Source organism: Enterovibrio makurazakiensis (assembly GCF_050336585.1).
Lineage (GTDB): Bacteria > Pseudomonadota > Gammaproteobacteria > Enterobacterales > Vibrionaceae > Enterovibrio > Enterovibrio gelatinilyticus.
This window is the reverse complement of sequence record NZ_JAKJSE010000016.1, coordinates 25126-46383: the sequence shown is the minus strand read 5'-3', so window position 1 is coordinate 46383 and position 21258 is coordinate 25126. Positions and strand designations below refer to the sequence as shown.

Annotated in this window: 20 protein-coding genes; 14 read left to right on the top strand and 6 right to left on the bottom strand. The window is 48.4% G+C overall.

Annotated features, from left to right (window positions below; all coding sequences use genetic code 11):
• Positions 1 to 318: 318 nt before the first annotated feature.
• Positions 319 to 918 carry a pentapeptide repeat-containing protein gene (locus L4D06_RS12955; protein ID WP_429739815.1) on the top strand — a complete coding sequence of 200 codons (600 nt, stop codon included), beginning with the start codon at positions 319 to 321 and terminating at the stop codon, positions 916 to 918.
• Here the strand turns inward: L4D06_RS12955 and pdxR are convergent.
• Positions 915 to 2435 carry a MocR-like pyridoxine biosynthesis transcription factor PdxR gene (pdxR, locus tag L4D06_RS12950; protein WP_429739813.1) on the bottom strand — a complete coding sequence of 507 codons (1521 nt, stop codon included), beginning with the start codon at positions 2433 to 2435 and terminating at the stop codon, positions 915 to 917. The two genes, L4D06_RS12955 and pdxR, sit on opposite strands and share 4 nt — an antisense overlap.
• A gap of 128 nt (positions 2436 to 2563) precedes the next feature.
• On the opposite strand from pdxR, the gene L4D06_RS12945 reads away from it, so the two are divergent.
• A complete protein-coding gene (locus tag L4D06_RS12945; RefSeq protein WP_429739811.1) occupies positions 2564 to 3223 on the top strand; it encodes a pyridoxamine 5'-phosphate oxidase family protein in 660 nt (219 codons plus the stop codon).
• A gap of 150 nt (positions 3224 to 3373) precedes the next feature.
• Complete coding sequence (locus L4D06_RS12940) at positions 3374 to 4264, top strand: aspartoacylase (protein ID WP_429739809.1); 891 nt, start codon at positions 3374 to 3376, stop codon at positions 4262 to 4264.
• Between the two features lie 62 nt (positions 4265 to 4326).
• On the opposite strand, the gene L4D06_RS12935 is transcribed toward L4D06_RS12940, so the two are convergent.
• From L4D06_RS12935 to L4D06_RS12920, 4 genes are all read right to left on the bottom strand, one after another.
• Positions 4327 to 4851: a gamma carbonic anhydrase family protein gene (locus L4D06_RS12935; protein ID WP_274164892.1), complete on the bottom strand. Its 525-nt coding sequence runs from the start codon at positions 4849 to 4851 to the stop codon at positions 4327 to 4329.
• A gap of 83 nt (positions 4852 to 4934) precedes the next feature.
• Entirely contained in the window at positions 4935 to 5867 is a 933-nt protein-coding gene (gene kce / locus L4D06_RS12930; protein WP_274164893.1) for a 3,5-dioxohexanoate:acetyl-CoA acetone transferase, read from the bottom strand.
• 36 nt (positions 5868 to 5903) lie between these two features.
• Positions 5904 to 6692 (bottom strand): SDR family oxidoreductase, encoded by a 789-nt coding sequence (locus L4D06_RS12925; protein WP_429739807.1) that lies wholly within the window; start codon positions 6690 to 6692, stop codon positions 5904 to 5906.
• Positions 6693 to 6825: 133 nt separating this feature from the next.
• A complete protein-coding gene (locus tag L4D06_RS12920; RefSeq protein WP_429739805.1) occupies positions 6826 to 7845 on the bottom strand; it encodes a LacI family DNA-binding transcriptional regulator in 1020 nt (339 codons plus the stop codon).
• 358 nt (positions 7846 to 8203) lie between these two features.
• Between L4D06_RS12920 and L4D06_RS12915 the strand changes: the two genes are divergently transcribed.
• The 10 genes from L4D06_RS12915 to L4D06_RS12870 all read left to right on the top strand — a co-directional run bounded on the left by L4D06_RS12915 (position 8204) and on the right by L4D06_RS12870 (position 18147).
• Positions 8204 to 9241: a TRAP transporter substrate-binding protein gene (locus L4D06_RS12915; RefSeq protein WP_429739803.1), complete on the top strand. Its 1038-nt coding sequence runs from the start codon at positions 8204 to 8206 to the stop codon at positions 9239 to 9241.
• Between the two features lie 15 nt (positions 9242 to 9256).
• Positions 9257 to 9847 carry a TRAP transporter small permease subunit gene (locus L4D06_RS12910; RefSeq protein ID WP_274164897.1) on the top strand — a complete coding sequence of 197 codons (591 nt, stop codon included), beginning with the start codon at positions 9257 to 9259 and terminating at the stop codon, positions 9845 to 9847.
• The gene (locus tag L4D06_RS12905; RefSeq protein WP_429739801.1) at positions 9848 to 11185 is read left to right on the top strand and encodes a TRAP transporter large permease; all 1338 of its coding nucleotides are present in this window, start codon (positions 9848 to 9850) and stop codon (positions 11183 to 11185) included.
• A gap of 86 nt (positions 11186 to 11271) precedes the next feature.
• Complete coding sequence (locus tag L4D06_RS12900) at positions 11272 to 12195, top strand: 3-hydroxyacyl-CoA dehydrogenase (RefSeq protein WP_429739799.1); 924 nt, start codon at positions 11272 to 11274, stop codon at positions 12193 to 12195.
• Between the two features lie 30 nt (positions 12196 to 12225).
• Entirely contained in the window at positions 12226 to 13761 is a 1536-nt protein-coding gene (locus L4D06_RS12895; RefSeq protein WP_429739797.1) for a UxaA family hydrolase, read from the top strand.
• Positions 13762 to 14026: 265 nt separating this feature from the next.
• A complete protein-coding gene (locus L4D06_RS12890; protein ID WP_429739796.1) occupies positions 14027 to 14917 on the top strand; it encodes a LysR family transcriptional regulator in 891 nt (296 codons plus the stop codon).
• A gap of 154 nt (positions 14918 to 15071) precedes the next feature.
• Positions 15072 to 16277, top strand: coding sequence for an acetyl-CoA C-acetyltransferase (locus tag L4D06_RS12885; RefSeq protein WP_429739794.1), 1206 nt, complete (start codon positions 15072 to 15074; stop codon positions 16275 to 16277).
• Between the two features lie 13 nt (positions 16278 to 16290).
• Positions 16291 to 16947, top strand: coding sequence for a CoA transferase subunit A (locus L4D06_RS12880; RefSeq protein WP_429739792.1), 657 nt, complete (start codon positions 16291 to 16293; stop codon positions 16945 to 16947).
• On the top strand, positions 16944 to 17624 hold the full coding sequence (locus tag L4D06_RS12875) for a 3-oxoacid CoA-transferase subunit B (protein WP_429739791.1): 681 nt from the start codon (positions 16944 to 16946) through the stop codon (positions 17622 to 17624). Before L4D06_RS12880 ends, L4D06_RS12875 begins: the two co-directional genes overlap by 4 nt.
• Before the next feature lie 136 nt (positions 17625 to 17760).
• Positions 17761 to 18147, top strand: a complete 387-nt coding sequence (locus L4D06_RS12870) for a hypothetical protein (protein WP_429739790.1) — start codon at positions 17761 to 17763, stop codon at positions 18145 to 18147.
• A gap of 84 nt (positions 18148 to 18231) precedes the next feature.
• Here L4D06_RS12870 and L4D06_RS12865 read toward each other — a convergent pair whose 3' ends face one another.
• Entirely contained in the window at positions 18232 to 18522 is a 291-nt protein-coding gene (locus L4D06_RS12865; RefSeq protein ID WP_429739788.1) for a hypothetical protein, read from the bottom strand.
• 488 nt (positions 18523 to 19010) lie between these two features.
• On the opposite strand from L4D06_RS12865, the gene L4D06_RS12860 reads away from it, so the two are divergent.
• Positions 19011 to 21206, top strand: coding sequence for an immunoglobulin-like domain-containing protein (locus L4D06_RS12860; RefSeq protein WP_429739786.1), 2196 nt, complete (start codon positions 19011 to 19013; stop codon positions 21204 to 21206).
• The last annotated feature ends 52 nt before the right edge of the window (positions 21207 to 21258 follow it).

Genomic DNA, 21258 nt, shown 5'->3' with positions numbered 1-21258 from the left:
TCTGTTCCGTGAAAGGTATCCAACCCTCGTCAAGACCAACACCAGAACAGTCAAGCGCAATAGCAGACCACGCCTAGACCTATTCATATCCGCATGATTTCTAACCGCTCGATAGTCACTCTAGCAGCACGGATTAACGTCGCGTTGCGCAATATTTAGAATTACGTTTAATTCTTATTTTCTAGGCACATTCTTTGATCTTGAATGGCGATCTGCACAGCAAATTCTTTACGAAGTTTGCAGGAACTCCTCTGTATAATCGCACCATTATCCGTCCTTAATTGGTCGGGATACGCCATTACAAACAACGAGAGCACCATGAATAAACCGCAAAGCCACTCTGAGTACTATGATCAGACTTTCGACCGAATTGATTTAACAGGAGAAAACCTCGAATCTATTGAATTCGAAGAGTGTGAATTTCGAGACTGTCAGTTCTCTGAATCAAGATTTAGACAGTGCAAATTCATCAACTGCACCTTCATTCGATGCAATCTGAGCTTAATGAAAGTCCCCTTTGCCCGCTTTTCAGAGGTTTCTTTCATTGAGTGTAAGCTCGTAGGCATTGACTGGAGCTTGGCTGATTGGCCGAATTATCGCGCTGATGCCGACATGTCTTTTCGCCAGTGCATCATGAACGACAATTCGTTTTTTGGGTTAACCTTGAAAGGACTGATTCTCAAAGAGTGCAAACTTCACGACGCGGATTTTAGAGAAGGTGATTTCAGCGATGCGTCAATGACCTACTGTGATTTCACTCATAGCGTGTTTATGCGTACCAACTTACAAAACGCAGATTTTACGGAGTCCACCAACCTGTTTCTTAGTGTTCTTGATAACAATCTCACCGCCGCCAAATTTTCTCGCTATGAAGCGCTTGGCTTGTTAGAAGCGCTGGGTATCGAATTGGTTGACTAAACCTGCTGGTTGGAAAAACAATCCGCCAGTTTTTTTACGCCTTCTCGGATATCGTTCAGCGAACTGTTACCAAACCCTGCTACCAAGGTTCGCTGCATCCACTCGGGCATGTCACTCACTGAGTCGGCATCGCAGTAAAACAGCAATGTGCGGATCGTAACCCCCTTCTCTTCTAACAACGCTTTCGCTTCAAATGCGGTTAATCCACCTTGCCATCGGAAGGTGACATGCAACCCTGCCGCTTGGCTGATCACCTCCACTTCGCCACCGAAGTGCTGATATAAAGCTTCAACAAACACGCGCTGTTTTTCTTGATACAAGGTGCGCATTTTTCGGATGTGCCGGAGGTAGTCTCCTTCTGCAATGAACTCCGCCAACACTTCTTCGATGTGCATGGCAGTATCGCCACCGATGGCATCTTTTACACTCAAGCATTTCTCGACAAGAGACTCTGGCACCACCATGTAGCCGACACGAATGGCGGGCAGCAAGGTTTTACTAAACGTACCAACATAAATGACGTTCGCGGCGTCGCCATGAAACTTGGTTGCTAAACCTTGAAGTGAAGGATAGGGGCGATTCGCGAATTGAAATTCGCTGTCGTAATCATCTTCGATGATCCACCTTGCGTGCTCTCCTTGGGTTTTCTTCGCCGCCCATTCAATGCATCGCATCCGATCATTGGTGTTGAGGCTCGTTCCCATGGGGTATTGATTACTTGGCGTCAGGTACACCGCTTTGCCATCAAACTGATCGAGCAATGAAATGTCTGCCCCCGTTTTTGCGTCCACAGGCAAATAAGAAACATCAATCTTGCTGCGATCGAGCACCTTACGCATTTGCGCGTAGCCGGGGTTTTCCATCATCACCTTCTCACCCGCATCAAGAATGGCGTTAATGGCGATATACAACGCTTGTTGTGCGCCCACGGTAATGATGATGCGCTGCGGCAACGCATCCACTGAGCGGCTAAATGACAGGTAGTCACTCAGGGCTTGGCGAAGCGCAAGATTGCCTTGAATGTCATTCTGCCCTCCGAGGATGGATCGTTGAAAATGACATTGCAGCGAACGTGCCCACTTTTTGTAGGGAAATTGCACAAGATCGGGCACCCCAGGGGCGAAAGGTCGATTTCGAACATGTGCATCAAACGGCGGACGTTGATGCGTTTCCTCCCCTTCTAAGGGCAAGTCTGAAAGAGAAGGAGGCGGCACAGATCGTTGAAGATCGCCCTGCGTGTTCGTGTGTAGATAGTGATCCGGCGTTGCCCATTGAATGAAATACCCCGCTCCCCGGCGACTCTCAATGTAGCCTTCCGCTTTCAATTGCTCATACACCGCCGTGACCGTGTTGCGACTGACGCGTAATTCCTCCGCCAACAAGCGAGTGGCGGGTAAGCGTCCGTTTGTCGGCCACTGGCCATTCAAAATCTTGTCTTGAATCGCAAGGTACAAGGCGCTTTGCTTAGACGTATTGCCCGCATCTAAGCGTAAATCACCGATATCAATGGGTTGCATGGTATCCCGCCTCAAAATTGGATCTATTGAGTTATTAAAACTGGCTCTATTTAAGGTGCCAGTTTATCCGTAGATTGCAAGTCAACGGACAAACAAACGCAAAACAGTACCAAAAGAAGGGAAAGGTTATGACAGTAGGAACAACAGAAAGAACACGCGTAAGAAAAGGCGCACACAAAGCCGTGAAAGACCAAGAAGCGCTTTACAGCATCATTGATGAATCCAAACTCGCGCACGTCGCGTTCAATGACAAACGCGGCCCTACTGTCATCCCTATGCTTGCATGGCGTATTGGTAACAACATCTATATTCATGGCGCGAAAAACAGCCAAATGCTGAAGCACCTTAAAAATGGTGAGCCATGCAGCATGACGTTCTCAATTTTGGATGCATGGGTATTGGCACGCTCTGCCTTTCACCACAGTGCGCATTATCGCTGCGCAATGGCTTTTGGTCGCTTTTCTGTCGTGGAAGACAACGACGAAAAATCCTTTGCACTTGATGCGTTTCTTGAGCAAATTGCCCCAGGAAGAAGCAAGGAAGCACGCCCTGGGAATGAGAAAGAACTTACCGCCACTGAAATGCTGGTGATGCCACTCGATGAAACCTCGGTAAAAATTGGACGTCATGGCGTGAACGATGATTTGGCAGACATGGACATTGATGTATGGGCGGGTATTTTGCCGTTTCGCACTGTCGTTGGGCCGCTGGAGCCGACATCTGACAACAAAGTCACCGCTGTACCAGACTACTCGAGCGCGTACGAAGGCCGTTGGCATGAAGAATAGATTAAAATAGATGCATGACTATGCATCCCCAAGTGTCTACCCAAACAATCTGAAGATACTCGAATTCGAGTTGCTTGGGTATGTCGAAGCACTTGGGGATTGTTCATCTCCCTGATATATTGAATTTTCGTCTATCAGGAGAGGACAAGGATGAGCACATTCAATCGGGTAGCCATTGTCGGCGGTACCCACGGAAACGAATTCAGCGGAATTTACCTTCTTAAAAAATGGCAGGCTTCCCCTGCACTGATCAGCCGCTCAAGCTTTGAAACGGAGACGCTCTTTGCTAACCCCAATGGTTTTCGCGATAACAAACGTTATCTCGACGTCGACCTAAACCGACAGTTCCTTCCTGCCGACCTCGCGAACATGGAATTAAGCAATTACGAGCAAAGCCGCGCCAAAGTGATCAACGCTCAGCTTGGACCGAAAGGCAATGCCCGCACCGATTTGGTTATCGACTTGCACAACACCACCAGCAACATGGGCCCGACCATCATCTTGCTGAAAGCAGATGCGTTTAACACCCAGCTAGCCGCGTATGTGTCTGCCCGTATGGCCAACGCCGTTATCCTGTTTGAAGACCATTGTTCAATGGAAGAGCATTACTTCCTCTGCTCCATCGCAGACCAAGGCATCATTGTTGAAATTGGCCCTCAGTCTCAATCAGTGGTTCGCCAAGATGTGCTGGATTGGATGGACGAAATGACCGCCCACATTCTGGATTTTGTAGAGCTGTTTAATAAGAACGAAGTGCCTGAACTGCCTGCCACCGTTTCTGCCTACCGCTACGAAGAGACGCTCAAATTACCTGAAAGTGAAGACGGCGAACGCCTCGGTATGGTGCATAAAAATGTGCAAGATGCTGACTTCACCGTGCTGCGCAGCGGCGACCCAATCTTCACCCTGTTTGACGGCACCGAAGTCTGCTGGGAAGGCGATTACGATGCTTACCCGCATTTCATCAATGAAGCCGCGTATTACGACAACAACCTTGCTATGTCGCTCGGTAAGAAAGTCGAGATTGATGTGATTCGTTAATTATTTACGGATTCGAATTAGATAAGAAAGCGCCGTTCACACGGCGCTTTTACGTTGTCACTTTACTGTTGAATTTTAAGCCCTTCCCGAAAACGAATACCATTTTCCACATAGTGTTTTGCAGACTCGTATAAGCCCTCTTTCTCTGCGTCTGAAAGCTGTCGTTTCACTTTTCCTGGAGAGCCAATCACGAGTGAACCGTCGGGAACATTCATTCCCTCAGGTATCAGCGCGTTCGCGCCAATTAAACAATTCCGACCGATTGATGCACCATTTAAGACAACGGTATTAATACCAATGAGACTGCCATCACCGATGGTACAACCATGAATCACGGCTTTATGGCCTATAGTCACGTTGCAACCAATGTGGAGCGGATAGCCGGGATCGGCGTGTAAAACGGCACCATCTTGGACATTGGTTCTCATGCCAACCACAACTGGGCTAGTGTCTGCTCGTACAACAGCATGGAACCATACACTGACAGACTCGCCTAAAGTGACGGAGCCAATCACATCTGCGCTTTCTGCAATAAAACAGTTTTCTGGATCATAGTGAACTTGGGCTTCATCCAGCTGATATATCATGATTATGTTCCTTTCATTTCAGATTACGCGTCATGTGCTTGGATCCGGTGTATTTTGCGTCTAAAAGCATGCTTATCGCTGAACTAGAACGCGACGTTATTCGCCCCTTTCAGCGCCAACATCTTTCTTGCTTCTTCTGGCGTCGCGATGTCGAGCGAAAGCCCGCTAAGCACTTGCCGAATCATCGATACCTGAGTGGCATTTGACTCGGCCATACGACCGGGGCCAGCCCAAAGAGAATCCTCTAGTCCTACCCTCACATTAGCCCCCATGGATGCACCCATAGTGGCGAGCGAGATCTGACTACGCCCCGCACCCAGAATTGACCAATGATATTCATCACCAAACAACCGATCAGCGGTCCTTTTCATGTGCATCAGATCTTCCGGATGTCCGCCAATCCCGCCTAACAGCCCAAAGACTGTCTGAACAAAGAAAGGGGGTTTTACGAGTCCACGGTCGACAAAGTGCGCCAAGTTATAGAGGTGAGAAGTGTCATAACATTCAAATTCGAACCTTGTGCCATTATTGCCGCAAGTTTCCAATATGTACTCAATGTCGGAAAAGGTGTTTTTAAACACCAAGTCACGGCTGTTCTCTAGGTGTGCTTTCTCCCACTCATGATTGAAATCTTTAAACCGCTTCAACATCGGGTACAAACCAAAATTCATTGATCCCATGTTTAGCGAAGCCAATTCAGGCTGAAATTTCAGTGCGGGTTGTAATCGCTCCTGAACCGTCATGTGGGGGCTGCCGCCCGTTGTAATGTTAATGACCGCGTTGGTACTTTCTTTGATGTGTGGTAGAAACTTTTCAAACTCTGCGGGTTCTTGAGTCGGTCGCCCATCAATGGGGTCTCTGGCATGCAGGTGAAGCACTGCCGCACCCGCTTCCGCTGCTTCAATGGCAGATTTCGCAATGTCCTCTGCCGTCACGGGTAAATGAGGTGACATAGAGGGCGTATGAATTGCACCTGTCACCGCACAAGTGATGATTACTTTGTTCGATTTAGCCATATTATTTCTCACTAGGTTGGGAACACGATTCACGCGCTACAGCGATTCAACATTTCCACACACGCTGATAGATTGTCCAGATATGTTGCCCCCAGCAGGCATACACAGAAACAGCGCCATGTCAGCGATGTCCTCTGCTGACACCATTCGCCTTAGTGAAATTTGATCTAAGCTCTGCTGCCTAGTTTCTTCATAACTCGTTCCAGTAAGCTCAGCACGGGCGCGAATCACTCCCTCGATACGTGGACCTTCGACGATGCCAGGCAAGATACTGTTTACCCGAATGCCATCAGGCCCCAACTCTTTGGCTAAACTCGCGGTCAGCCCAACTATTCCCCATTTCGCAGCGGCGTAGGGAGTGCGGTTGGCAAAGCCAAAACGGCCGGCTTGAGACGAGATATTAATGATCACACCATCACCTTGTTGTTTAAGGATTGGTGCCGCTAACCGTGTACAGAGGTACTGACTGCTTAAGTTGATGTTGATCGTCTGATTCCACTGTTCTTCATCAATGTCTTCTATTGCCGCTGTTGGCCCAGCGATACCGGCGTTATTGATCAGCACATCAAGACCACCAAGATGGTGGATAGCGTCATTAAATAGCTGTTTAATTTGAGATGAGTCACTGACATCACAACGCGTCACCCCAAATTCTGGGCGCTCTTTCTGAACACGCACAAGCGCTTCTTCCGAAATGTCACAGACATGCACCTTGGCACCACTGTCAGAAAAACGTTCCGCCATGGCTCTTCCAATGCCAGAGGCACCAGCCGTGATCAAAACCCTTAGCCCCGGTTTTAACGTAAACCGCTCCTGAACTTTCATGATTTACTCCTTGTGTGGCGTCACTGTTTTTCATGACAATCACGCCGGTTTAATCGTTTCACGAAAAGGTAATCGTTTACCCTGTTCGTTTAAAAAAAACGGCGCAGAATGACGCCGAATTTTTCTTTTGGTATTAAACCGAAGTTCTTTGTGTAACAGAAAATGGCAAAATCGTTTCCATTTCCTGTGAGCCTGATTCATTACCCCAAGTGCGTTCGAACGCACTCACGACTGCAGCACCAAAACTGTCATAGGGTGCATGAATGGTACTCAACCAAGGTGCTAACCATTGATTAAGGGGATTGTCATCAAATCCGAATAGCGCGATATCTTTAGGTATCTGTAGGCCCAGATCTTGGCAGCGTCGATAAGTCCCGTAGGCAATCGGATCGTTTCCGCAAAATATTGCTCTTGGAAAAGACTTGTCTGAGGCTGTCAGCAAAGATGAAGCGGCAGAGTAACCTGATTCAATGGTGAGCTTCGCTTCGCGTACCCATTCTGGTCGCAATTGAATCCCTTCTTGCGATAGCCTATCAACGTAGCCTTGATAGCGATCCTGCTGCGCTGGCGAGTGCAATGGTCCATGAATCGCGGCACATTCAGTGTACCCTTGATTGATAAACTGCTCGGCGACACAGGCTCCAGCCGCATAGTTGTCTATTCCTATAAAGGGAGCCATCAAACCTTTCGGCGCTTTACGGTTAATAAAGACAACAGGAAATCCGCTGTTTACCATTTTTTCAAGTTCAGGACTGGGCACAGCACCGAGTAAGGCCACCCCACTGACCAATAGCGAGCGCATCTCTGTTAAATAGAGATCTTGTGTGTCTGCGTCTTCATCTGAGTTACACAGAATCATCGAGTAACCTTTTTGGCGAAGTGCTGACTCGACGGATGTAGCTACCGCAGCGTAAAACGCATTATTCGCGTCTGGTATCACCATCGCGATTAAATGGGACTTGTTGCGGCGCAGTGCTCTACCTACGCCAGAAGGCTGGTAATTCAGTTCTGCAATCGCAGCTTTTACTTTACGCACAGTGTCGGGCGAGGCTTTTTTCGCCACGCCATTAATTATCCTCGACACGGTGGCAACAGACACACCGGCAAGGTTTGCAACATCTGTGATTTTCGCTTTTTTGGCCTTGTCTGCCACTCTATTTTCCTATCTCTAATTGTGCCGATTATCCACTCACATCGACCAGTATTGTGAAAGTCAGGTGAACACATGAAGGGTAATCGATTTACCTAAAATAGTGGCTATGACGTACATCTTTGTCAAGCAACATAACATACATTCAGCACCTGAATGTCGCAATTCAATTCTTTTAAATAAAATATATTTCTTAAGTAACAATCATTTAAGTTAATAAAATTACAGAATGGCTGACGTTGTCTCAGCACAACTACAATTGCAATGTTGACAAATTGTTAATCAATCAGCAGACTTTTAGGTAATCGTTTACCCTGTTTTTATTTCCATAATGTAACGCTAAAACGTTTGGAGAAAACGCATGAAGAAACTATTGATGAAAAGCATGGTTGCTGTTTCTGCGATTGCTGTACTAGCAAGTGGAGCCGCGTCTGCCAAAGAGTTAGATGTTCACTTGAGTATCCCTAAAGACCTCGTTTTTTTAAGTGACAGTACAAAACTCATGGATAAAACGTTGAGAGATATGTCGGGTGGGAAAATGGGTTTTAAACTCTATGGTGCAGGTGAACTCGTTCCTGCAGGAGAGATCCTTGAAAGCGTCGGCTCAGGCGCAATTCCAGCAGGTTGGACATTCCTCGGTCAATGGGGTGGACAAGTTCCGGTCGCTAAAATTGCTGCAACCCCATTTGGCGCTGACCCAAGTGTTTTAGCTTCATGGCTACACCTTGGTGGCGGCCTTGAAATCATCCAACGTGGTTTTGATAAGCTGAATGTCAAAGTACTCGCATGCCACGTGACAAACCCAGAGCCAGGCGGTTGGTTTAATAAAGAAATCAATTCCATCAAAGATTTTAACGGGTTGAAAATGCGTATGGCCGGTGTCGGTGCCCGCGTACTGAATGAACTCGGTGCCTCTGCACAGTATTTACCTGCTGGCGAAATCTATCTGGCATTGGAACGCGGACGTATCGACGCGACCGAGTTTTCCCTCCCAATCATTGATAAGCAACTGGGCTTTAATAAAATTGCCAAGTTTTACTACTACCCAGGTTGGCATCAGCCAGCCAGTGTCGACACGTTACTGATCAACATGGATGTGTGGAAAAGCTACTCCAAACAGGAGCAAGCAATGATGGAAGCTGCGTGTCAGACCAGCCTAATGTGGACGCTGAACGCAGCACCTCCGGCACAAACACCTCAAATCGAAGCGTTTGAGGCGACGGGAACTGTTGTAAAACGATTCCCTGATCCGGTATTGGCGGAACTCCGCACGGTTGCAGAAGCAGTGTTGGAAGAAGAAGTGGCAAAAGACGCACTGTATGGCGAAGCCTATCAGTCAATGAAAGCCTACGCTTCTGCAGCGGACCGCTGGAACTCGCTTCAATCAATCCCTAAATAAAGCAGGTTGGCAGTAATGAGTGATGAATTAAAAACTCATGACAGCCAGCGCGGTATCACCCAAACAGTCCTGAAAGGGATTGTTTGGGTGAGTGAAATCGCAGCGTGGCTCATTATCCCGATAGTCTTCCTTGTGGGCCTTTCAGTTTTGGCCTCCCTTCTAGACATTGGCAAAATTGCTGAATGGAAGGACGACATCCTACTCTTTGGCTCGCGATTGACGTCAGCAAGTCTTGGTGATCTTCAATGGCACCTGTTTGGTCTTATGCTGATGCTAACCATTGCAGGTGGACTGGTGACAGATTCTCACGTCAGAGTCGATTTTATCCGCCAGAATATGTCTAGCCGAACCAAACGTATCGTAGACACGATTGGGCACATCATTTTTCTACTCCCGTTTTGCTATGTCGTTGTTGATCTTGGCATAGACTCCACGGCTCGCGCATTAAGGATTGATGAAGGGTCAGACTATGACGGTTTATATGACCGGTTTTTAATTAAATCAACCATCCCAATTGGCTTTGCTTTATTAATGGCCGCAGGCGTTTTCCTTATCATCAAGAACATTAAGCGTTTAATTAAACCCAACCAGAGTGAGGGTAAATAAATGGAATATATCCTCCCGTTATCCATGGTTATTTGTTTAATGATGGGTATTTTTGTTGGCTATCCTGTTGCCTTTGTTCTTGGTGGCGTTGGCGTTGTTTTTGCCTTTGTCGGAGATTTACCATATGCATTTCTCGGCATCGGTGTGTCACGTATTTATGCCAGTGTTATTTCCAACTGGCTTCTTCTCGCTGTTCCCCTTTTTGTTTTCATGGGCACGTTATTAGATAAATCAGGGCTTGCTGAAAACCTTCTTTATTCATTGGAACGCCTTTTAGGGGGTCGACGAGGTGGGTTAGCAATATCCGTGGCGTTACTTGGCATCATTATGGCGGCAAGTACGGGTATTGTGGGGGCATCCGTCGTTATGCTGGGTGTGCTAGCCTTGCCGGTCATGTTGAAAGAGAAATATGACCCCAAGCTCGCCGTCGGGACGATTGCCGCATCCGGCACCTTGGGGATATTAATTCCGCCCTCCATCATGTTGGTGCTTGTGGGCGATATCCTACAAATATCAGTAGGAGATCTCTTTCTTGCTGCTGTCTTCCCCGGCATGTTGCTTGGCGGGCTCTATATCGGATACATCATTTTCATTTCCATTATCAAACCCGACGTCGCACCCGCTGTGAAGAAAAGGGAAAACGAAGGTTCGCTATTCCTTGCTTTATGTCGAGACCTCTTTGCGCCTTTGGCGCTCATCCTGACCGTTCTTGGCACCATTGCTACGGGAGTTGCAACGCCAACAGAAGCGGCAGGCCTCGGGGTGATTTGTGCAATTATCCTTGCTGCTATAAACCGAAAACTCACGTATCAAAATCTGAAGACATGTGTTCTCGAAACAGGAAGGACATCAGGGATGATTTTGGCCGTTCTTGTTGGTGCGACGCTGTTCAGCATGGTTTTTAAAGGGCTTAAAGGCAATGGAATGATTGAAGCTGCCATCTTTTCATTCGATTTTGGCCCATACGGAACCCTTTTACTTTTGTTGGGAATCATATTTGTTCTGGGCTTTTTCCTTGAATGGGTAGAAATCAGCTTCATTGTGCTCCCGCTTTTCGCCCCGATTATTGCCAATATGGATTTTGGTCTTGGCCTAACACCCGAACAACAATTGCTATGGTTTGCGATGTTGGTGGCGATTAATCTTCAAACCAGTTTTCTCACACCACCTTTTGGCTACGCGTTGTTTTATATAAAGGGTGTCGCTAAAGGCATCAATATTAAAACCATATATCGGGCCATTATTCCCTTTGTCATCATTCAGGTTTTGGGTTTGGCTATTGCATTAATTTGGCCGCAACTCACTCTATGGTTACCTCTTACGATCTTGGGTGAATGACATTATTTAACCCTAACAGTGAGACATTCTATTTTGAATGATTTATCTCACCACCAATTAAAGCAGATACTGAAAAGAGAATATTCATGTTTAAAGTCACCGTAATTGGTTCCGGGCTCATTGGCTCCTCATGGGCTATCGCATTTGCTAATGCTGGCTATGACGTTCATATATATGACAGAGATGACACATCCTTTGCGAACTCTGAGCGTTATATCCGACAAGAGCTTGCATCGTTAAACACAAGTGCGAATGCGGATGAGGTCATTCAACGAATCAAGTACACCGCATCGCTGGCTGAAGCGTTAAATGGCGCAGGTTATGTTCAAGAGTCGATTTTTGAAACACTGGAGGCCAAACAAGAGATTTTCTCGGCTATGGATAGCTTGGTGGATGACGATGTCATTCTTGCCAGCTCGTCATCCAGCATTCCCTGTTCGGCATTTTCTGAAGCGTTAAGCCACAGAGCGCAGTGCCTTATCGCGCACCCTGTTAACCCCCCGCACTTGATCCCTTTAGTTGAAATGGTGCCTGCCCCTTGGACAGATCCAAATGTCACGGAGAAAGCCACGGCGCTAATGAACGACATTGGTCAAACCCCTGTGGTGGTGAGCAAAGAAATAGAAGGCTTTATTTTGAACCGACTGCAAGGCGCGCTGCTCAATGAAGCATGGTGGCTATACCAAGAAGGTTATGCGTCCGTCGACGTCATTGATAAGTGCATAAGCGACGGGCTGAGTCATCGCTGGGCATTCATGGGGCCATTTCAAACGATTTCTCACAATGCTCCAGGGGGATTGGTTGATTACGCGGAAAGGTTCAGAGGCTTTAACTTCGGTATCGCTCAAAGTCGTTCCAACCCAACTAAGTGGGATCTTAACGCTGCTAAAAATGCCGCTGCCGAGGTAGATGCGCTTGAGAAAGAGATGGGATTGAAGGATGCGGTTGCGTGGAGAAACGACATGCTTCGTTCATTTAAACAATGGAAATCTAACGGCTCTGAAAGCTAGAGCGTTCGTTTGGGAAAAGGGAAAGTCGCTATGAGCAACCCATCAATAAAGAAAGTCGCACTCCTCAATGAAAAAGACAGTGTCGCACTGGCACTTGAAGATATTCCTGCCGGATCCCGCATCTCGGTAGGCGATCTGGTTGTAACAAACGGCATCCCAAGAGGTCACAAGGTGGCGATTAAAGCCCACAGAGAGGGTGATGAAATCACCAAATATGCGCAGGTGATTGGGTTTGCCAGAACGGCTATTTCGGCTGGGGATCATGTCCACAGCCATAATTGTGGCGTAGAAGATGTTGAACGGGATTACGATTTCTGCAGTGATGCCAATCGGTTTACGCCTGATTTAAGTCAGGCTGACCGCACCTTTATGGGCTTTAAGCGTAGGTCTGGAAAAGTGGGAACCCGCAACTACATTGGTATCCTGACCAGCGTGAACTGCTCAGCTACCGTGGCAAAACTGATCGCCGAAGCAGTAAAGGAAAGCGGCATCCTCAAGAATTATCCCAATATTGATGGCGTCGTGCCGCTCGTGCATGGCGCAGGTTGCTGCATCAAATCTGATGGCGAGGGATACCATAACCTTCAACGCACATTTATGGGTTACGCTTGCCACCCCAATTTCGCATCCGTGCTCATGGTGGGATTAGGCTGCGAAGTCATGCAAATCTCTCGAATGGTCGAAGAAACGGGCATCGTGGAAGGCGAAGGATTTCGAAAGCTCATCATTCAAGATGAAGGTGGGACACGCAAAACGATCCAAGCTGGCGTCGAGCTCATCAAAGCTATGCTGCTCACAGCCAATGAGAGCAAGCGAACAGAGCAGCCAGTATCAGAGCTCACCATCGCACTCCAGTGCGGAGGTTCTGATGGTTATTCGGGGATCACTGCCAATCCTGCATTGGGTGTCGCTGCCGATCTGTTGGTGAGCGCAGGCGGGACGGTAGTGCTTTCTGAAACCCCTGAAGTGTATGGCGCGGAACACCTGCTCACAAAGCGAGCCGCAACGCTAGAGGCTGGGCAAAAGTTGGTAGAGAGGATCAAGTGGTGGGAAAACTATGCTGCTAAAAACGGTGGGGAAATGGACAACAACCCAACGCCCGGCAACAAAGCGGGCGGGTTAACCACCATTTTCGAAAAATCATTGGGTGCTATCGCCAAAGCAGGAACCTCTCCGCTGATGGGTGTGTACTTATACTCAGAAAAAATTGATAAGAAAGGCTTTGTCCTTATGGATGGGCCTGGTTATGACCCGTGCGCCATCACAGGACAAGTCGCCTCTGGATCAACACTGATTTGCTTTACCACAGGACGTGGCTCGGTATTTGGCTACAAGCCCGCACCGTCGATCAAGCTAGCCACTAACTCCAGCCTCTACGAAAAAATGGAAGAGGATATGGATATCAACTGCGGTGACATCATCGATGAAGGCGTTTCCTTACAAGATAAAGGAAAGGAAGTCTTTGACCTGATCATTGCCGTAGCTTCTGGGGATGCGTCCAAAAGCGAGCAGAATGGGCTGGGTGATCATGAATTTGTTCCTTGGCAACTTGGGGCACAAATGTAGTCAGTTCCGTTAGATTTACAGTCTCTTTTCCACCGCGCCTTGGTTTCGTTGCCAAAGCGCTTTTTTAGGTTTATCCCGTATTCAATCGCCGTAGCATGTAAGGCCGACGAAATCGCGGGTAATGACCACCAACCATTCGAATAACCGCTATCCCCGTGATAACAACGCACTAAATCTGAAAACTGCTTGTTGCGCACGTGCAAAAGTTAACCGAATCTTTTACAAAGGGATTTAGCATATACCCAAACAGCCTCGGAGAGATTTCATGCTCGATAAAATGGCATTCTTTATCTACGTGATCCGCACAGGGTCTATCTCTTCGGCGGCGCGTCAGTTTAATGTCTCCGTCTCTGCGGGAAGCCGTTGGCTTCAAGAATTGGAGCAACATTTCGGCACTACCCTCTGCCACCGCTCGAACCGCTTGTTAGAAGCCACACAGGCGGGTCAAACCCTCTATGAAGAATTCTCACCCATCGTCGATAAAGCGGAGCGCGTCACTCAGAAGCTAGCTGGGTTTCAGGATAACGAAAAAGGCCACATCAACATTGCCTGCACGCCTGTTTATGCCAACCACTATTTGATGGACAAAATCACCGAGTACACCCGACTCAACCCGAAAGTGACGTTCAATATTAACGTGACGCCTTGGGCACTCGACCATGCGAGCACCAGCGATTTGATGATCAGTGCCAACGCCCGCTTTCAGGGCTACCGAGAAAAAGACTTACTCTTGGTCAAACGGGAACTGTTGGCCTCTCCGTTTGTGGTGGTGGCTGCGCCGCACTACACAGAAAAACAAGGGCTACCCACCCAACCGGAAGATTTGCAGGATCACGCCTGTTTGGTCGCGACCACACTCACGGGCAGTAACGAATGGATCTTTCAAAAAGGCGTTGAAAACATCGTACTGAAAGTGCCGAAAACCATTGAGGTGAATGACAGCGACCTCTTATTGCGCGGCGTCTCCCAAGGCGCGGGGATTGCTTACCTTCCCCAATTCGTCACCCAAGATGCGGTTGAAAACGGTGCGCTTATTCCCTTGCTGCAAGACTTTACGACCAGTACTTGGAGTTTGAATCTTTACTATCACCCTGCTTCGGTGGCCTCACCTGTTGCCAGTAAATTTAAAGATTTCTTACTGGATAATCCTTGCTGACTCCTTGCTAACGCATCTTCACACGCCTCATCCCCCTGCTTTGCATTTTCGCAAAGCCACTTTGAATTTCTGTCTATATCGCCACTCGCTCCCCTTCCGTAAGCTAGAAAGCAGTTAGCAAATAACACATCGCAAGCATGGGAGTAGTGGTGACATGGAACGCATCTATATTGTGGCGGCAAAGCGCACGCCAATAGGCAGCTTTAACGGATCTCTCGCGTCATTGTCAGGCGTTGAGCTTGGCGCACATGCAATGAAAGCCGCACTTGAACAGGTAGACATCACGCCGGATCTTATCGACGAAGTGATTGTGGGCAATGTGCTGACCGGCGGTGCGGGTATGGGGCCAGGCCGTCAAGCTGCCATCAATGCAGGTGTTCCAGATACGGTGCCTGCTTACACGCTGAACATGATTTGTGGCAGCGGCATGAAAGTCATCATGGACGGTGCGAGCCACATTCGTGCTGGCGATGCACAAATTGTTCTCACTTGCGGCATGGAAAGCATGTCCAACGCGCCGTTTATCACCTCTGGGCAAATTCGCCGCGGCGTTCGTATGGGCCAACAAATGCAGGAAGACAGCATCATCAAAGACGGCTTAACGGATGCTTTCCATCACTACCACATGGGTGTGACCGCAGAGAACATCGCCTCCCAGTGCAATATCAGCCGCGAAGCGCAAGACCAGTTTGCCTTGCAGAGCCAACAGAAAGCCGTGAACGCCATTGAAAACGGTCATTTCGAAGCGGAAATCGCATCAATCACTGTGACAGAGCGAAAACGCCAGTTTGACGTCAAAGACGATGAATACCCCAAAGCAAACGCCACCTTTGAAGGGCTTCAAGCGCTGCGACCAGCCTTCGACAAACAAGGCAGCGTGACGGCGGGCAACGCGTCTGGCATTAACGATGGCGCATCCGCCATTTTGCTGGCATCAGAAAGCGCGGTGAAACGTCACAACCTCACCCCACTGGCTGAGTTGGTGGAATACGGACAGGGCGCCATTGCACCAGAAGTGATGGGACTTGGGCCTGTTTCAGCCATAGCCAACACGTTAACCAAGGCCAAAATGGCCATCGAAGACATCAATGTATTCGAACTGAACGAAGCGTTTGCGGCACAAGCGCTTGGTGTGATCAAAGACGTCGCTGAAGAGCATCAGATCGAACAAGACTGGCTGTTGGAACGCAGCAACCTAAGCGGCGGCGCGATTGCCCTCGGTCACCCGATTGGCGCGTCTGGCAACCGTATTGTCACCACGCTGGTTTACCAACTGCAACGCACGCAGCAAGAGTATGGTCTGGCGTCGTTGTGCATTGGTGGCGGCATGGGCACCGCACTCATTCTGAAACGTTGCTAAGGGAATGGACACCATGAAAAAAGCAGCGACCGCCCAACAGATTGAACACCTTTTGCATGACGGCATGACCATCATGATCGGTGGCTTTATGGCGACAGGCGCACCAGAGCGCTTGATCGATCTCTTGATTCAAAAAGACATCAAAGACATTACGCTGATCACCACTGACACCGGTTCTCCCGGTCGTGGTTCAAGCCGTTTGATTGCTGATAAGCGAGTGAAAAAACTCTATGCCTCTCACATTGGGACGAACCCTGAAACGGGCAAGCAAATGAACGAAGAGACGCTGGAGGTTGAGCTGGTTCCTCAAGGCACGCTCGCGGAGCGTATTCGCTCTGCAGGTGCAGGGTTAGGCGGCGTACTCACGCCAACAGGGCTCGGCACCATCGTCGCGGAAAACAAACGCGTGATAGACATCGATGGGCAACCATTTTTGCTCGAAACACCGCTAAAAGCCGATTTGGCTTTGATCAGGGGTTCAAAAGTCGATCGTCGTGGCAACGTGTTTTACAGCAAAACCACCCAGAATTTTAATCCGCTCATGGCGACCGCGGCTGAAACCGTCATTGTCGAACCTGAACAACTTGTTGAGCTTGGCGAGATTGCACCTGAAGCGGTTCATACCCCAAGCATTTTTGTCGATCACATTCTGGTGGAGGACACGCAATGACAGCGCAATTAGACAAAAATACCATCCGACGTCGCATTGCATGGCGTGTCGCCCGAGAGATGAAAGACGGCGACGTGGTAAACCTGGGTATTGGCTTGCCAACACTGGTCGCCAACCATGTCGACAAAGAAGTAGAGCTATTACTTCATGGGGAAAACGGCCTGCTAGGCATTGATCAACTGGCGTGTGAAAACACCCTAGATGCCGATCTGGTGAATGCGGGTGGTCAACACATTACTGCCGTAAACGGGGCGTGTTACTTCAACAGCGCCGACTCTTTCGCCATCATCCGTGGCGGCCATGTCGATGCCACGGTATTGGGCGCGCTGCAGGTTGATGAAAAGGGCAACCTCGCCAACTGGATCATCCCAGGAAAAATGGTGCCGGGCATGGGCGGCGCAATGGATCTGGTCGTCGGTGCCAAGAAGGTGATAGTTGCTATGGAACACACCGTAAAGGGGCAACCCAAGCTGTTGAAGCATTGCTCCTTGCCACTCACAGCCGCGAATCAAGTCAACCTGATCGTGACAGAAATGGGGGTATTTGAAATCAATGAACGCGGTATGGTACTCACTGAGCTTGCCCCTGAGTTTTCCATCGAAGACGTTCAAGCCGCCACAGAAGCCACGCTTTTGGTATCACCTGATTTAGCGCCGATGCAATTGCCAATTGGCTAACTCATTCGCGTCTATCTAAGAACAAACATGTTTAGAATAATTTGACTCATTCAGTACTCAGAAAATAGGATATAAAGGTGCATGATAATCATGTTCCGTGACATGCCGTATATCTTAATGAGTAAGAGCAATCCCAATGCCTAATGTCGTTCAGTTCTCTAAATTTAGTGGTAGCAAAAAGACCAACACTACGCCAGCAACCCAATCGCCAAGCCCTAAAGCGTTAAGGGAAGAGGCAGCATTGAAGCAAGATAATCAATGCTACTTCTGTGGCGCACGTAAAGAACCCAAAGAACTGCACTGGCTGGATAAGGTAGGGTTTAAGCAAAAAACACATGTTGTCTGTGGTACGTGTAGCTCTGAGGCTAAATCACGTTCAATGGACGAACTGAGGATCATCCTTGCGCTCAAGGCGATGGATTTCAGAACCGTGAAACTCAAGCAATACCTTGAGCTGAGAGAGAAAGGCGTGCAGATAGACGGTGTGCGCGAATACAAATTCCACTTTGAAACGATTGAGTGATGATGAGAATAAATACACATACCCATGAAACTGATACATGGGTACTTTTCTTAAAGCGTGCCCCAGTTGTTTTTCACACTTACATTACTCAGGCAAATCTACACCGCCCTCGCTCGCCGTAGTGCCGAACAATCGCTCACAATGGATCCAATCGGGCGCCTGATCTTCGCTCTTACTGACATTAACGACACACTGGCCAGTTAATAAACGCACTTCCGTTTCTTTCTTCAAGTCATACTGCACTTTCCATCCGTAGATGAAATCCGGTAAACGATACGCATACAGTCCCGCAACCGTAAGAACAACCAATAATATAGGAACCACTATTTTCTTGTTCTCTTTTGCAAAGTCTAATAAAACTTCAAAATTGCTCATTCGCATTTCCCTGCTTTGAATATGATCCCGTCGCTCTGCCAGTATACGGGCATAAAGTGAATATAAAAGTCCATTGGCTGGAAAAGCAGCCCTTTATAGGATTGCTCTCAAGCGACAAAATAGTAGAGCACTCACCCAAGGATGAAACCAGAACAAACGTGCCTATATACAAAAGCATCGTCACGGCTGTCTGGAAACTCATTATATGCCTGAGTTTTTATTGTTCAACACGGCGACTCCTGACATTCCCCTGACGTTTTTTCATCATTGCCCTGATATTTCGCCTACATCCCACCCCTACAATTCGCGCCGATTTTCAGTGAGTTACACAGAAGAATTTTGTATAGCCTTGTCAGAATAGTGGACAAGGCGTGATCGTACTTCCATGTAAAAAAAGCAGACATAGATTTCGCTTATGTCTTTTAAAAACATCCCGTAACTTACTGGCGAAAATACCTGTCTCTTCTTTTTTAAGGAATAAAACGGCCATGACGTTCAAGCCGAATGCAATTTGTGCTGCGCTCTTTCTGGGCTTAGCGAGCTTCTCTTCCCACGCTTCTGTGTCAGCGGTAAACGGCGACGCTATGGTGAACCCTAAGGGTGGCGTTGTTGTGGGTTACTGGCACAACTGGTGTGATGGTGCAGGTTATAAACGCGGCAACGCACCGTGTGTCACGTTGGAAGAAGTGAACCCAATGTATAACGTGGTCGACGTGTCTTTCATGAAAGTGTTCGATACCGCAGAAGGCCGCATTCCTACTTTCCGCCTTGACCCTATGATTGGCTTGTCTGAGCAAGATTTCATTAACGAAATCGCTGAGCTAAACCGTCAAGGTCGTTCTGTCTTGCTAGCTCTTGGTGGTGCGGATGCACACGTAGAATTGAAGACTGGCGATGAACAAGCATTTGCCGATGAAATCATTCGTCTTACCGACCTGTACGGCTTCGATGGTTTAGACATCGACCTAGAACAAGCGGCGGTTACCGCGGCAGACAACCAAACCGTGATTCCTGCTGCACTGCGTATGGTCAAAGACCACTATGCGGCGCAAGGTAAAAACTTCCTGATCACCATGGCACCAGAGTTTCCCTACCTGACAGAAGGCGGTAAATACGTGCCTTACATAACGGCTCTGGAAGGTTACTACGATTGGATCAACCCACAGTTTTACAACCAAGGCGGCGACGGCATTTGGATTGATGGTGTGGGCTGGATTGCACAAAATAACGATGAGCTAAAACAAGAGTTTATCTATTACATCTCTGATTCGTTGATCAACGGTACCCGTGGCTTCCACAAGATCCCGCACGACAAACTGGTATTCGGTATTCCTTCAAGCGACGATGCGGCAGCAACCGGTTTTGTAAAAGATCCTGCCAAGCTATATGCAGCCTTTGGACAGTTAAGTAACCAAGGTCAGCCACTACGCGGTGTCATGACATGGTCAGTAAACTGGGACATGGGAACAGATGCAGCGGGTAACCAATACAACGAGCAGTTCATTAAAGATTACGGTCCATTTATTCACGGTCAAACGCCACCACCACCAGCGGAAGGCAAACCTGTGTTCAGCGGTGTGAATGACGCTCGCGTTCGCCACGGTGATGAATTCGATGCCATGGCAGGCGTTTCTGCCATGGACGAAGAAAATGGCGACCTGACCTTTAGCATTGTGATTGACGGCAGCGTTGATACCTCGCGTTTGGGTCAATACGTGCTGGTTTACAGTGTTTCTGATGAAGACGACAACGAAACCAAAGCAACGCGCACTGTTGAGGTTTACAGCCAAAAACCTGTTTTCTCTGGCGTGGAAAAACTTACCCTAAAACTGGGCACTGAATTCGACGCAATGGCAGGCGTAAAAGCCACTGATGCAGAAGATGGCGACCTAACCAGCACCGTATCGGTTGAAAGTAACGTCGATACATCCCTTGTTGGTAAATACAACATAAGTTACAGCGTCACTGATAGTGCACTTCAAACCGTGACAGTAGACCGTGTCATTTCTGTTACCGACGGCAGCACCTGTGCAAACGCATGGGGTGCCTCTGAAGTTTACAACACGGACGATATCGTGAGCCACACCGGAAAAACCTGGCAAGCGGGTTGGTGGACGCGCGGTGAAGAACCTGGCACAACGGGCGAATGGGGTGTTTGGCGCGAAACAGGCGACAGCGATTGTGGCGACACTGGCACGCCAGCGGCATCGTTGAAACTGTCAGGCGTTCAAAGCACCTACACTGCCGACAATGGCAGTATCACGCTAGAGCTTTCTCTGGAAAGCAACCAAGTGATGACAGCAGATATTTCTGTGTCAGGCGCTTCAATGGTGTCTGGCGGCGAAACTCAAGTCACCGTTGACGGCAAACTGGCTGTGTCTTTGTCACTGAGCAACGTTGAAGTTGGTCCGTACTCAATCTCTGTTATTGGTACAACGGAAAATGGTACGACCGTGAAGAAAAACGCGGCGTTTACCGTGAAAGATGAGGCAATTACGCCGCCTCCGGGCGGAGAATATCCTGACTATGTATCAGGCACGGCTTACGCGGCGGGCGATTTGGTGACAGGTGTAGACGCTAATATTTACGAATGTAAGCCTTGGCCTTACACCAGCTGGTGTGCCAATGCGTCTTACGCACCGGGTGATAGCCTTTACTGGGCTGATGCGTGGGATAAGCGATAACAAAACCGCTGACGGTGATCTCTGTTCATCATGAATATCTCCTGCATGAACA

Excerpts from the sequence above, each read along its gene's own strand:
- L4D06_RS12955 (WP_429739815.1), top strand. The coding sequence starts at position 319 with ATGAATAAACCGCAAAGCCACTCTGAGTACTATGATCAGACTTTCGAC.
- pdxR (WP_429739813.1), bottom strand. The coding sequence starts at position 2,435 with ATGCAACCCATTGATATCGGTGATTTACGCTTAGATGCGGGCAATACG.
- L4D06_RS12945 (WP_429739811.1), top strand. The coding sequence starts at position 2,564 with ATGACAGTAGGAACAACAGAAAGAACACGCGTAAGAAAAGGCGCACAC.
- L4D06_RS12940 (WP_429739809.1), top strand. The coding sequence starts at position 3,374 with ATGAGCACATTCAATCGGGTAGCCATTGTCGGCGGTACCCACGGAAAC.
- L4D06_RS12935 (WP_274164892.1), bottom strand. The coding sequence starts at position 4,851 with ATGATATATCAGCTGGATGAAGCCCAAGTTCACTATGATCCAGAAAAC.
- kce (WP_274164893.1), bottom strand. The coding sequence starts at position 5,867 with ATGGCTAAATCGAACAAAGTAATCATCACTTGTGCGGTGACAGGTGCA.
- L4D06_RS12925 (WP_429739807.1), bottom strand. The coding sequence starts at position 6,692 with ATGAAAGTTCAGGAGCGGTTTACGTTAAAACCGGGGCTAAGGGTTTTG.
- L4D06_RS12915 (WP_429739803.1), top strand. The coding sequence starts at position 8,204 with ATGAAGAAACTATTGATGAAAAGCATGGTTGCTGTTTCTGCGATTGCT.
- L4D06_RS12910 (WP_274164897.1), top strand. The coding sequence starts at position 9,257 with ATGAGTGATGAATTAAAAACTCATGACAGCCAGCGCGGTATCACCCAA.
- L4D06_RS12905 (WP_429739801.1), top strand. The coding sequence starts at position 9,848 with ATGGAATATATCCTCCCGTTATCCATGGTTATTTGTTTAATGATGGGT.
- L4D06_RS12900 (WP_429739799.1), top strand. The coding sequence starts at position 11,272 with ATGTTTAAAGTCACCGTAATTGGTTCCGGGCTCATTGGCTCCTCATGG.
- L4D06_RS12895 (WP_429739797.1), top strand. The coding sequence starts at position 12,226 with ATGAGCAACCCATCAATAAAGAAAGTCGCACTCCTCAATGAAAAAGAC.
- L4D06_RS12890 (WP_429739796.1), top strand. The coding sequence starts at position 14,027 with ATGCTCGATAAAATGGCATTCTTTATCTACGTGATCCGCACAGGGTCT.
- L4D06_RS12885 (WP_429739794.1), top strand. The coding sequence starts at position 15,072 with ATGGAACGCATCTATATTGTGGCGGCAAAGCGCACGCCAATAGGCAGC.
- L4D06_RS12880 (WP_429739792.1), top strand. The coding sequence starts at position 16,291 with ATGAAAAAAGCAGCGACCGCCCAACAGATTGAACACCTTTTGCATGAC.
- L4D06_RS12875 (WP_429739791.1), top strand. The coding sequence starts at position 16,944 with ATGACAGCGCAATTAGACAAAAATACCATCCGACGTCGCATTGCATGG.
- L4D06_RS12870 (WP_429739790.1), top strand. The coding sequence starts at position 17,761 with ATGCCTAATGTCGTTCAGTTCTCTAAATTTAGTGGTAGCAAAAAGACC.
- L4D06_RS12865 (WP_429739788.1), bottom strand. The coding sequence starts at position 18,522 with ATGAGCAATTTTGAAGTTTTATTAGACTTTGCAAAAGAGAACAAGAAA.
- L4D06_RS12860 (WP_429739786.1), top strand. The coding sequence starts at position 19,011 with ATGACGTTCAAGCCGAATGCAATTTGTGCTGCGCTCTTTCTGGGCTTA.